Consider the following 12,017-nt stretch of genomic DNA (forward strand, 5'->3'; position numbering starts at 1 on the left):
GTTCCCGGCGACCGCGGTGCCGCACGGGTTCAACTTCTGGACCCCGGTCACCGACGCCGGCTCGACCTCCTGGATCTACGAGTACCACCGGGGCAGTGACGAGCAGAACCGCCCGGCGCTGCAGGCGTTCGCGGTGAGCCATCTGCCCAGCCCGTGGATGGGTGACCGGCAGACGTTCCAGGTGATGCCCACCGCGGCACCGGGCCGGATCAAGCCCGGCCGGCACGCCCGCGCGCTGACCTTCAAGCGCGCCAACGAGATCGCCCGGCCGCACTACTACAGCGTGCGATTCGACAACGAGGTGCGCACCGAGATCACGCCGACCGACCACGCGGCAGTGTTCCGATTCACCTTCCCCGGCGAGGAGGCCGGGCTGATCTTCGACAACGTGAGCTGTCAGGGCCGGCTCACCCTCGACCCGGACACCGGCACCGTGTCCGGCTACTCCGATGTCCGAAGTGGACTGTCAACCGGTGCCGGCCGGATGTTCGTCTACGCCACCTTCGATCGCAAGGTGATCGAGTCCGGCCGGCTCTGGCGTGGACTGTCCAACCGGGTCACCGGCTTCCTCCGGTTCCTGCCCGAGGAGGGCGACGAGCCGACCGTCGTGACCATGCGGATCGCCACCTCGCTGATCAGCCTGGCCCAGGCCAAGCGCAACCTGGCCCTGGAGATCGCCGCGGCGGACACCTTCGACACCGTCCGGGACCGGGCCCGGGCGCTCTGGGAGGACATCCTCGGCCGGATCGAGGTCGAGGGCGCGTCCGACGAGGAGCTCACCACGCTCTACTCCAACCTGTACCGGCTCTACCTCTATCCCAACAGCGGCTTCGAGAACACCGGCACGGCCGAGCGGCCCGAGTACTACTACGCCAGCCCGTTCTCCGCGCGGCTGGGTGCCGACACGCCGACCGCGTCCATGGCGAAGCTGGTGCCCGGCAAGGTCTACGTGAACAACGGGTTCTGGGACACCTACCGCACCTGCTGGCCGGCCTACGCGCTGCTCACCCCGACCAGGTGCGGCGAGCTGATCGACGGCTTCGTCCAGCACTACCGCGACGGTGGCTGGCTGTCCCGCTGGTCCTCGCCCGGCTACGCCAACCTGATGACCGGGACCAGTTCGGACGTGGCGTTCGCCGACGCCTACCTCAAGGGCGTGACCAACTTCGACGTGCAGGGCGCCTACGCCGCCGCCCTGCGCAACGCGACGGTGAGCTCGCCGAACGACTCGGTCGGCCGGCGCGGGTTGCACGAGTCGATCTTCCTGCACTACACGCCCACCACGGTGGACGAGAGCGTGTCCTGGACTCTGGAGGGTTGCCTCAACGACTTCGGCATCGCCAACCTGGCCAAGGCCCTCGGCGACCAGGACAACCACGGGTACTTCCTGGACCGGGCCCGGCACTACGTCTACTGCTTCGACCAGGACACCGGGTTCTTCCTGGGCCGCCGCTCCGACCATCGCTTCCGGCTGGCCCCGGACGACTACGACCCGCGGGTGTGGGGCCACGACTACACCGAGACCAACGGGTGGAACACCGCGTTCAGCGTGCCGCACGACGGACAGGGCCTGGCCAACCTGCACGGCGGGCCCAAGGAGTTGGCGGCCAAGCTGGACGAGTTCTTCGACACCCCGGAGGACGCCGACCTGCCGGGCTCCTACGGCCGGACCATCCACGAGATGACCGAGGCCAGGGACGTGCGGATGGGTCAGTACGGGCACAGTAACCAGCCCGCACACCACATCGGCTACATGTACGCCTACACCGGTCAGCCGGCCAAGATCGCCGAGAAGGTCCGGGAGATCATGTCCCGCGGTTACTCCGGCAGCGAGATCGGCCAGGGCTACTGCGGCGACGAGGACAACGGTGAGATGTCCGCCTGGTGGCTGTTCAGCGCGCTGGGCTTCTACCCGTTGCAGGTGGGCAGCCCGTACTACGTGATCGGCTCACCGCTGTTCCGCAAGGCGGTGGTCCATCTGGAGAACGGGCGCGACCTGGTGATCAACGCGCCCAACAACTCCCGGGACAACATCTACGTGCGGGCGCTTCGGGTCGACGGCCGGCCCTACGACAAGTGCTGGCTGCCGCACGAGTTGCTGGCCGGCGGCGCGGTGCTGGACTTCGAGATGGGCCCGGAGCCGTCGGACTGGGCGACCGGCCCGGACGCCCGGCCACCGTCGCTGACCGACGGCCCGGAGGTTCCGCTGCCGCTGCACGACATCACCGACTCGCGGTCCGGCCGGTCCACCTGGAGCGGCGGCGAGGAACCCGTCCCGGTGTTCGACGGCACCGGCCGAGAGGCCACGTTCGACGAGCCGCCGATCTGGATCCGTTACTCGCTGCGCGACTCGCGCGCCGCCGTACGCCGTTACACCCTGACCTCCGGGTCCCGTCCGGGCGACCCGAAGGACTGGGTGCTGGAGGGCAGCAACGACGGCCACCGGTGGACCACCGTCGACGAGCGCACCGGCGAGGAGTTCCGCTGGCGCCGGCAGACCCGCGCGTTCACCGTGGCCGACCCCGGGGAGTACGCCCACTACCGGCTGCGGATCACCGCGGCCAGCGGTGAGCGCACCCTCACCATCGCCGAGATCGAGTTGTTGGCCTAGGCGCGCCGGGACTGCACGTACTGGGTAGTGGCCCCGCCCATGGCCAGGATCAGACCGATCACCGGCATGATCGCGAAAATGATGGCCATGAACACGCCGAACGACTGGACGTTCTCGGCCAGCGAGAACCCGGCGGTCTCGGCGGCGGCGAACCGGATCAGCCAGACCAGCGAGAGCACGATCTCCAACGCCGCGCCGGCCAGGAACAGCGCACGCCCGGCGCCGGACATGAGCTGGACGCCGCCCCAGATCAGCAGCACGATGCCGGCCAGCTGACCGAGCGCGATCGCCCAGGCGATCGCCACCCCGCTGGTGTCGGCGACATCGCCAACCTGCGCTAACCCGAGGAACAGCAGCAGGGTCGTGAGCGTGGTGATGCCGGCCTGCACGAAGCCGAGCACGGCGGCGGCGGTGGCCGACCCGGGCCGGCCGACCGGACCGCCCTGGCCGTAGTCGGGTGGGGCCTGCGGAAGTCCACCGGGCGCCGAGGCGTAGCCGGGCGCCTGCGGATATCCGCCGCTCTGCTGCGGGAACCCGCCGGGGGGTGAGGTCGGGTAGCCGGGCGCCTGCGGGTAGCCGCCGCTGGGTTGCTGCGGGTATCCGCCTGATTGCCCGTAGTTTCCGGGCTGTTGACCGTAGGGGGGTTGGCTCATCGGGGACTCCTCCAGTGCCGCCGAGGGGTGGCGGATCGGGCCTGATCCTGGCACAGGCCCACGTCCCTAGTCGCCTATTTCGGCCGGTTCGTGTCGGGGTGTTCGTTGTGTGGTTGTCCGGTGGATCCGCCCACGGTGGCGTCGCCGGGCGCCGTGCCTGGTTCCGGCCGGGCCGGCACGATGCTGGCCAACTCGCCGCCGTTGTCGTTGATTCGCAACACGAACGGCCGGGTGTCGGTGTAGCGGACGACCGACACCGACGCGGGGTCGACCACGATCCGCTGGAACGAGTCCAGATGCTGGCCGAGCGCATCGGCCAGGATCGCCTTGATCACGTCGCCGTGGCTGCACAACAGCCAGACCGCCGTGTCGCCGTGCGCAGCGCCGATCCGGGCGTCGTGCGCGCGCACCGCGGCCACCGCCCGGGCCTGTACGGCGGCCAGGCCCTCGCCGTCCGGGAACACCGCGGCCGACGGGTGCTGCTGCACCACGTTCCACAACGGCTCCTTGACCAGAGCTTTGAGCTCCCGGCCGGTCCAGGCCCCGTAGTCCACCTCGGACAGATCCGCCTCGATCAGCGGCTCCAGCCCGCGGGCGCCGGCCAGCGGCGCGACGGTCTGCCGGCAGCGGGTCAGCGGCGAGCTGACGATCCCGGCCAGCGGCACCGGGGCGAACCGCTCCACCAGCGTCTCGGCCTGCTGCTGCCCACCCGGCTCCAACTCCACCCCGGCGGACCGCCCGGCGAGCACACCGGATCCGTTCGCCGTCGAGCGGGCGTGTCTGAGCAGGACGACCGTGGCCACGTGGTGCAGCCTACGGCGCTACGGCTCCAGGACTCCGGCGCCCAGCATCCAGAACAGCAGCACCCCGACCACCACCCGGTACACCGCGAACCCGTTGATCGTGTGCCGGGCGACGAACCGCAGCAGCCAGGCCACCGAGGCGTAGGCGACCAGGAACGACACCACCGTGCCGACGATCAGCGGCGCGGCGCCCACCCCGTGCCCGAGCGCGTCCTTGAGCTCGTAGATCCCGGCCCCGGTCAGCGCCGGGATGGACAGGAAGAACGACAGCCGGGTGGCCGACACCCGGTCCAGGCCGAGCATCAACGACGCGGACAGGGTCGCTCCGGACCGGGAGAACCCGGGGAACAACAGGGCGAGGATCTGCGACGACCCGACGATCATCGTGTCGCGCAGCGTGACGTCCTGCTCGCCGCGCTTCTGCGTGCCGATCCGTTCGGCCAGCCACATCACGCCGCTGCCGACGATCAGCGAGCCGGCAACGACATACAGCGACGCCAGCGGTCCCTTGATCAGCTCCTGGGCGGCGATGCCGACCACGACGATCGGGATCGTCGCGTAGATCACCCACCAGGCGAACCGGTAGTCGTAGCCGCCGCGCGCATCGCGATGGCGCAACCCGTGTAACCAGGCCCGGGTGATCCGGGCGATGTCGCCGAAGAAGAACACCAGAACCGCGGCGATCGCGCCGACCTGGATCACCGCGGTGAACCCGACCACGGCCGGGTCGTCCACCGGGATGCCCAGCAACCCCTCGACGATCTTCAGGTGTCCGGTCGAAGAGACCGGCAGGAACTCGGTCAGACCCTCGACGACGCCGAGAATGGCAGCGTCGAGGACGCTGATCGTGCTGCTCACTTACTCCCTCTCGCCATGCGCGGCGGCGAGCCTCAGTCGCCGACCCCGGCCTTGTCCAGAGCTTCCGCGGCGATCCGCAACGCCGCCGTGCCGCGCTCAAGATCTTGCAGGGCGACCGAAACGGTCAGCGTGGTGACCCCCGATTCGGCCAGGGCGACCATCTTCTCGGCGATCCGCTCGCGCGGGCCGAGCAGCGAGGTGGAATCGATGAAGCCGAGCGGAACCGCGGCCTGGGCGCCGGCGTAGTCCTTGGCCAGGTACCGGTCCTGGCACTCGGCGGCCTCCGCCTCGTAGCCCATCCGGCAGGCCAGGTTGTTGTAGAAGTTCTGCTCGCGGCTGCCCATGCCGCCGACGTAGAGCGCCGCGTACGGCCGCACCAGGTCCGCGACGGACCGCCAGTCGTCCGCGACCACCAGTGGCATGGTCGGCACCACGTCGAAGCCGGCCATCGTCTTGCCGGCCTTGGCCCGGCCCTTGCTGATCAACTCGAGCTGCTCGCCGGCGAACTCGGTGGAGTAGAAGATGGCCAGCCAGCCGTCGGCGATCTCGCCGGTCAGCTCCAGGTTCTTCGGTCCGATCGAGGCCAGGTAGATCGGGATCTCGGGGCGCACCGGGTGCACGATCAGCTTGAGCGGCTTGCCCGGCCCGTCCGGCAGCGGCAGCGTGAAGTGCCGGCCCGCGTAGCTGACCCGCTCGCGGCGCAGCGCGCTCTTGACGATGTCGACGTACTCGCGGGTGCGCGCCAGCGGCTTGTCGAACTTGACCCCGTACCAGCCCTCGGACACCTGCGGACCGGACACGCCGAGACCGAGCCGGAACCGGCCGCCGGACAGCGTGTCCAGGGTGGCGGCGGTCATCGCGGCCATCGCCGGTGCCCGGGCCGGGATCTGAAGGATCGCGCTGCCAACGTCCATGCGCTCGGTGTGCGCGGCCACCCAGGTCAGCACGGTCGGCGCGTCCGATCCGTACGCCTCGGCGGCCCAGGCCACCGCGTAGCCGAGCCGGTCGGCCTCCTTGGCCAGCTCGAGGTTGGCGGCGTCATTGCCCGCACCCCAGTAGCCCAGGTTCAGTCCGAGTCGCATTCGCAGCACTCTACCTGTCGTTGACCGGTCGCCAACTGTGTGTGAGACCACGCCCGGCGGCGTTGCTGACCTGCCTTTAGGCTCGCAGCCCGTGGAGCAACGACACCTCGGTCGCAGCGGGCTGCGGGTGTCCCGGCTTGGGCTGGGCACGATGACCTGGGGCACCGACACCGACGCCGACGAGGCAGCGAGCCAGCTGGTCGCCTTCGTCGACCTGGGCGGGACCCTGGTGGACACCGCGGACGTCTACGGCAACGGGGAGAGCGAGCGGATCCTCGGCGGCATCCTCGGCGATCTGGTACCCCGGGACGCGATCGTGCTGGCCACCAAGGCGGTGGCCCGGCGGGATGCGAGCCCGTTCGGCGGCGGCGCGTCGCGGGGCGCGCTGCTCACCGCGCTCGACGGGTCGCTGCGCCGGCTCGGCGTCGACCACATCGATCTGTGGCAGCTGCACGCCTGGGACGTCGAGGTCCCGATCGAGGAGACGCTGTCCGCGGTGGACACGGCGGTGCGCGCCGGCAAGGTGCGCTACGCCGGTGTGTGCAACTACTCGGGTTGGCAGCTGGCCACCGCCGCCATGGCGCAGCGCTCGGGCGATGTCCCCCTGGTGAGCACCCAGGTCGAGTACTCCCTGCTGGAGCGCGGGATCGAGCGCGAGGTGCTGCCGGCCGCCGCGCACCACGGAATCGGCCTGCTGCCCTGGGCGCCGCTCGGCCGGGGGGTGCTGACCGGGAAGTACCGGGCGGCCACCCCGGCCGACTCCCGCGGGGCGTCCCCGCACTACGCGGCGTACGTCGAGCACCACCGCACCGACCGCGCCGCACGGATCGTGCAGGCCGTGGTCACCGCCGCCGACGGCCTGGCCACCTCGGCCCTGTCGGTCGCGCTGGCCTGGGTGCGGGACCGGCCCGGTGTGGTCGCCCCGATCGTCGGTGCGCGCGACACCGGCCAGCTGCTCGGTTCGCTCATCTCCGAGGAGCTCACCCTGCCGGAGGCGATCCGCGCGGCGCTGGACGATGTCAGCGGCATCGACCTCGGCTACCCCGAGCGCCGGCTCGGCTAGCCGTTGATCACCAACTTGGACACGTCGATGTCCTTCTTCAGCGTGCCCTGGGTGCGCATCAGGTCCGCCACCCGCTGCGGCCGGACCGCGCGCAGCGAGCTGGGGTAGGTGCCCATGTTCATCAGCGCGGCGACGGTGTTGTTCACCTTGAGGTACTCGATCAGCTCGCGCTCGATGGCGGTCCGGTCGGCCGCCTCCACCTGGGCCTGCACCAGCGCGGCCTGGAACGCCTTGATCGTCTGCGGGTTGCGCTCGGCGAAGCTGCGGGCGCACACGTAGCCGGACTGCGGCAGCTCGACGGTCGCGCCGGCGGCGGTGTCGGCGAACGGCACCGCACCGTTCTCCAGTTGGGCGGTGGTCAGGTACGGCTCGACCAGCCAGCCGGAGTCCACCTGGCCGGACTTGATCGCCGCGCCGATCTTGTCGAACGGGATCTCCACGTACCGGACCTCGCTCGGGCTGATCCCACGGGTGGACAGCAGCGCGTTGATCAGCATGGTGCCGAGCCCGTTCGGGTTGTTCACCCCGATCCGGGTGCCCCGCAGGTCCTGGACGTCGCGCAGCTTCGAGTCCGTCCTGGTGAGCAGCGCGCTGGTGTTGGTGCTGGTCTGGTAGGCCTCGCCGACCAGCACCCAGTCGGCGCCGTCGGCGATGTTGAGGAAGATCGTCACCCAGCTGTCGAAGTGGATGTCCTCGGAGCCGTTCTCCAGGTCGAACCGGTTGTCGCCGGTGAGCTGGGACTCGACCATCTTGGGCCGCAGGCCGGCACGTTCGAAGATGCCCTGCCGCTGGGCCAGGTACAGCGGCGCGGTGTCCGGGACGGCGAGCACGCCGAGCCGGACCTCGGGCACCTCCACCCTCGCCGCGGTGTTCTCCTCGCCGGACGCGCAACCGGCGAGCAGTAACGCACCGCTCGCCGACAAGAACGTGCGCCTGCTCAAGCCCTTCGGTGATGTGTTAACCAACTTAAACATGCTCCTCGATGCCGTGGCTCAACCCTCGAGAAAATAACCGGCGGCCAGCCGACAGGTTACGTGGCCACAGGAGCGGTCCGGCTAGGGACTTAAGTCCTATCTGAGCTGATCACAGCATGTGTGCGAGCACCTACAGAAGCGGTCGATCATGGTTGGAAATAGGAATTTACGTCACTCCGCCACATCAGCTTAATTGCGGTGAGTAATAGGCCTGTGGAAAATACGAGCACGACCACGTCGAGCATTCTGTAGTCGATCAGTAACGCCATCATTCCGATGAGCAGGCAGGAGAGCAGGGTGGCGGCCGTGCGGGCCCAGCCGTGCCCGGAGCGCATGCTGACGGCGAACCAGGCGGCAAGGGTCAGCGGCACCAGGAAGATCGGGAAGCTCTCGTCGAGGTCGGTGTACGCCCGGTACGCGGCGGTCAGTGCGACGTTCCCCAGCAGGAGCCCGGAGGCGACCCGGACCGGTCGCGGCGGGTCCGCGGGGCCGGTGTCACCGAAAATCGGCGCGTTCATCGGATCGATGGTCATCGTTGACCTCCTCCGCTCCCTGACCTGGGATTCGACCATCGATATCAGTTTGTTACAAGCCCCGACCAGCACTTATTCACACTCACCCGTTCGGCTGAATGTGATGGGCTGCCGGGATGTGCTGGTCGGCGATCCGCGCCGACACAGTTACTGTCTGTCCCGGCGGTCGGGGTGCTTGCCAGGGCCAGGAAACACAGGGGATGCTGGGCGTAACGTCCCGATGACCGCGACGTGAAGTTGCCGGCTTCGCGGGGTGTCGCCGGGGTCGGGTTGGAGGTACATGTTGCGTCGCCTGGTTGCGACCGTGCTGGTCGGCGCGGCGGCGCTCGCCGGGTGCTCGGCGACGGACGAGCCGACCGACGAGCTGATGCTGACCGACTCCCCGGTCGCGGCCACGCCCGCCGTCTCCCCTCCGCCCGCTGCCACCCCGGCGGGGACCGTGGTTCGGCTCGCCGGCAGTCCGACCGCGCTGGCCATCGACCCCCGGGCCGGGCTACTCGCCGTGGCCGTGGCCGAGCCGGCGGCCGTGCTCCTGTACCGGCTGGACGACCTGTCCGCGACTCCCCGCACCGTGCCGCTGCCCGGCGCCGCCGAGGACCTGCGGCCGGCCGGCGACGGCGGACCGCTGCTGGTCGCCGCCGGCGGGGCCCTGGTGCGGATCACGCTGCCCGCCGGCACCGCCACCACCACCACGATGGCCGGCGCCCCGGTGAGCGCCGCGCAGGCCGACGGGGACACCCTGGTCGCCCTCCGGGAGGGCCGGGAGGTCGCCGTGGTGGGCGAGGACGCCGTGCGACGGGTGATCTCCGGCGGCATGTTCAGCGCCGACCGGGTGCTCGCCACCGGTGACGACGCGGTGGTGCTCGACCGGTTGCGCAACGCGGTGTTCCGGCTGGACGTCCCGGCCGGCGCGATCCGCGAGGGCCTGCGCGCCGGCGAGGGCTCGACCAACGCCGTCACCGACCGATTCGGCCGGGTGCTGGTGGTGGACACGCGGGGCGAGGCGCTGCTCGCGTTCTCGGCCGATCCGCTGCTGCTGCGGCAGCGCTACCCGGTCGCCGGCGCGCCGTTCGGCATCGCCTACGACCCGGCCAGGGACCTGGCCTGGGTCACGTTGACCGCGAAGAACGAGGTAGTCGGCTACCAGGTGGCGGGCGAGGAGCCGCGCGAGCGGTACCGCTTCCCCACCGTCGGGCAGCCCAACTCGGTGACCGTGGACCCCGGCAGCGGCCGCGTGTTCGTCGCGTCCGCCACTGGAGAAGGGATACAGGTGATCGCACCATGAACACTGACGGGGTGATCGACGGGGACTGGGAGTACCGGCCGCTGCGCCTCCCGCCCGGGATTTCGCGGCGCGCGGCGGCCACGCAACTGTCCATCCACGCCGAATACTCGGGCTGGGAGCTGTCCACCGTGCGGCTCTACTCGGACGGCTCGCGCAAGGTGTGGTTGAAGCGACGGCGGCGCAACGACCTCCTACCCGGCGTGATCGTCTAGACCCCGGGGTCGCCGAGGTGCCGGCGACCCGCCCATCGCGCGGCCCGGTCCTCCGCGCCGGAACCGTGCGCCGTCAGCGCTCCTGCGGTGGGACGTTCTCGTAGCCCTCCCAGACCGCCCGGGAGCCGGCCTCGCCGACCCGGAACACGTGCACGCCCGTCGCGACCGAGGCCCCGATGGTCACCACCGCCACCGCGATCGTGGCGACCTTCCCCCAGCTCACCTCCCGCCGCCGGCCGACCTCGTGCACCACCATCAACGCCGCAACGGCTACCAGGAACAGCAGCGCGAACCAGATCAGCTGCTGCCCCAGATCCTGATGATCGTCGATCTGATCGCTGCGCGGGAGCCGGGTCTCGAGCTTCTCTCCACTGTCCGTGGCGATCGGCACCAGAATGGTCGCCACCGCGGCCGCCCCGACCACCAGCCAGCCGAACCGAGCCCGCGCCGCCGGCCACAGCGCCACCACCACCGCGCCGAGGACGGCGAGCGGCAGGAGCACCACCACGAAGTGCACGACCAGGGCGTGCAGGGGAAGACCGTTGACGAACTCGGGCATCGGCGCCTCCTCGACCAGCGGATGATCACAGTACTACGCGCGCCGAATCCGTCCGGTTCAGACAGTCAACACGTCCGGAGGAACCGGTCGAGCACCCGAACGCCGAACTGTATGGCGTCCACCGGCACCCGCTCATCCACCCCATGGAACAGTGCGGTGAAGTCCAGGTCGGACGGCAACCGCAGCGGGGAGAAGCCGAAACACCGGATTCCCAAGGTGTGGAACGCCTTCGCGTCCGTCCCTCCGGACAGGACATACGGCAACGTTCGCGCCGTCGGATCCTCGGCGGTGATGGCCGCCTTCATCGCGTCCACAAGCTCACCGTCGAACGTGGTCTCGACCGGCGGCAGATGCGTGATCCACTCCCGCTCCACGTCGGGCCCCAGGATCTCGTCCAGCTCCCGCTCGAACGCCTCCTGCCGCCCGGGCAGGATCCGGCAGTCCACAGTGGCCTCGGCCACCGACGGGATCACGTTCGCCTTGTACCCCGCGTTGAGCATGGTCGGGTTGGCGGTGTCCCGCAGCGTCGCCCCCACCACCCGGGCCAGCGGTCCCAGCTTCGCCACGGACCCGTCGAGATCGTCCTCATCGAACGTCAACCCGGTCAGCTCGGCTACCCCGTCCAGGAACTGCCGCACCGAGTCGGTCATCACGATCGGGAACTGGTGCCGCCCCAGCCGCCCGACCGCCTCCGCCAACTTCGTGACCGCATTGTCCTCGTGCAGCATCGACCCGTGCCCCGCCCGGCCGCGCACCCGCAGCCGCATCCACGCGATCCCCTTCTCCGCGATCTCGATGAAGTACGCCCGCAAATCCGGCCCGAGCGAGGCGGAGAACCCCCCAACCTCCCCGATCGCCTCGGTGGCCCCCTCGAACAGATCCGCCCGGTTCTCCACCAACCACTGCGACCCGTACGTCCCCCCCGCCTCCTCATCGGCGACGAACGCAAAGATCAGATCCCGCCGCGGCACCACCCCCTCCCGCTTGAACCGCCGCGCGACCGCGATCGTCATGGCCACCATGTCCTTCATGTCGACCGCGCCGCGCCCCCACACGTACCCGTCCTGCACCGCCCCCGACAACGGATGCACCGACCACTCCGCCGGATCCGCCGGCACCACATCCAGGTGCCCATGCACCAACAGCGCCCCCCGCTCCCGCTCACTCCCCGCCAACCGAGCGAACACATTCAGCCGACCAGGCGCCCCCGACTCAACCAGCGTGCACTCGTACCCCACCTCCCCCAATTCCCCCGCCACATACTCCGCGACCTCCCGCTCACCCACAGTAGTCGCCAAGTCCCCCGTATTCGTAGAATCAATACGAATAAGCTCACTAGTGAGCCGCACCACCTCGTCCTCAACCACCCCGCCTTCCTACCACC

12 protein-coding genes are annotated in these 12,017 nt (G+C 70.0%); 4 read left to right on the forward strand and 8 right to left on the reverse strand.

Annotated elements, in window-relative coordinates; all coding sequences use genetic code 11:
• Window positions 1-2,611: GH92 family glycosyl hydrolase (locus VFV67_RS00325; protein WP_326466294.1), on the forward strand; the 2,611-nt coding region annotated here is incomplete at its 5' end.
• On the opposite strand, the gene VFV67_RS00330 is transcribed toward VFV67_RS00325, so the two are convergent.
• The 4 genes from VFV67_RS00330 to VFV67_RS00345 form a co-directional block, all read right to left on the reverse strand.
• Window positions 2,608-3,264 carry a hypothetical protein gene (locus VFV67_RS00330; RefSeq protein WP_326466295.1) on the reverse strand — a complete coding sequence of 219 codons (657 nt, stop codon included), beginning with the start codon at window positions 3,262-3,264 and terminating at the stop codon, window positions 2,608-2,610. The two genes, VFV67_RS00325 and VFV67_RS00330, sit on opposite strands and share 4 nt — an antisense overlap.
• Before the next feature lie 74 nt (window positions 3,265-3,338).
• Window positions 3,339-4,067, reverse strand: coding sequence for an MSMEG_4193 family putative phosphomutase (locus tag VFV67_RS00335; protein ID WP_326466296.1), 729 nt, complete (start codon window positions 4,065-4,067; stop codon window positions 3,339-3,341).
• 18 nt (window positions 4,068-4,085) lie between these two features.
• On the reverse strand, window positions 4,086-4,925 hold the full coding sequence (locus VFV67_RS00340) for an undecaprenyl-diphosphate phosphatase (RefSeq protein ID WP_326466297.1): 840 nt from the start codon (window positions 4,923-4,925) through the stop codon (window positions 4,086-4,088).
• 32 nt (window positions 4,926-4,957) lie between these two features.
• Window positions 4,958-6,007 carry an LLM class F420-dependent oxidoreductase gene (locus VFV67_RS00345; protein ID WP_326466298.1) on the reverse strand — a complete coding sequence of 350 codons (1,050 nt, stop codon included), beginning with the start codon at window positions 6,005-6,007 and terminating at the stop codon, window positions 4,958-4,960.
• Window positions 6,008-6,098: 91 nt separating this feature from the next.
• On the opposite strand from VFV67_RS00345, the gene VFV67_RS00350 reads away from it, so the two are divergent.
• Entirely contained in the window at window positions 6,099-7,070 is a 972-nt protein-coding gene (locus tag VFV67_RS00350) for an aldo/keto reductase (protein WP_326466299.1), read from the forward strand.
• On the opposite strand, the gene VFV67_RS00355 is transcribed toward VFV67_RS00350, so the two are convergent.
• On the reverse strand, window positions 7,067-8,011 hold the full coding sequence (locus VFV67_RS00355) for an ABC transporter substrate-binding protein (protein WP_326466300.1): 945 nt from the start codon (window positions 8,009-8,011) through the stop codon (window positions 7,067-7,069). The genes VFV67_RS00350 and VFV67_RS00355 overlap by 4 nt on opposite strands.
• Before the next feature lie 179 nt (window positions 8,012-8,190).
• Window positions 8,191-8,577 (reverse strand): hypothetical protein, encoded by a 387-nt coding sequence (locus tag VFV67_RS00360; protein ID WP_326466301.1) that lies wholly within the window; start codon window positions 8,575-8,577, stop codon window positions 8,191-8,193.
• Window positions 8,578-8,857: 280 nt separating this feature from the next.
• On the opposite strand from VFV67_RS00360, the gene VFV67_RS00365 reads away from it, so the two are divergent.
• Window positions 8,858-9,862 carry a hypothetical protein gene (locus tag VFV67_RS00365; protein WP_326466302.1) on the forward strand — a complete coding sequence of 335 codons (1,005 nt, stop codon included), beginning with the start codon at window positions 8,858-8,860 and terminating at the stop codon, window positions 9,860-9,862.
• Window positions 9,859-10,074, forward strand: coding sequence for a DUF5703 family protein (locus VFV67_RS00370; protein ID WP_326466303.1), 216 nt, complete (start codon window positions 9,859-9,861; stop codon window positions 10,072-10,074). Before VFV67_RS00365 ends, VFV67_RS00370 begins: the two co-directional genes overlap by 4 nt.
• A gap of 73 nt (window positions 10,075-10,147) precedes the next feature.
• Here the strand turns inward: VFV67_RS00370 and VFV67_RS00375 are convergent, their stop codons facing one another.
• On the reverse strand, window positions 10,148-10,633 hold the full coding sequence (locus VFV67_RS00375) for a DUF2231 domain-containing protein (protein WP_326466304.1): 486 nt from the start codon (window positions 10,631-10,633) through the stop codon (window positions 10,148-10,150).
• A 65-nt stretch (window positions 10,634-10,698) separates the two neighbouring features.
• Window positions 10,699-12,000, reverse strand: a complete 1,302-nt coding sequence (locus VFV67_RS00380; RefSeq protein WP_326466305.1) for a M20/M25/M40 family metallo-hydrolase — start codon at window positions 11,998-12,000, stop codon at window positions 10,699-10,701.
• Between the last annotated feature and the right edge of the window lie 17 nt (window positions 12,001-12,017).

The sequence above is a fragment of the Actinophytocola sp. genome, from assembly GCF_035762905.1.
Lineage (GTDB): Bacteria > Actinomycetota > Actinomycetes > Mycobacteriales > Pseudonocardiaceae > DASYTH01.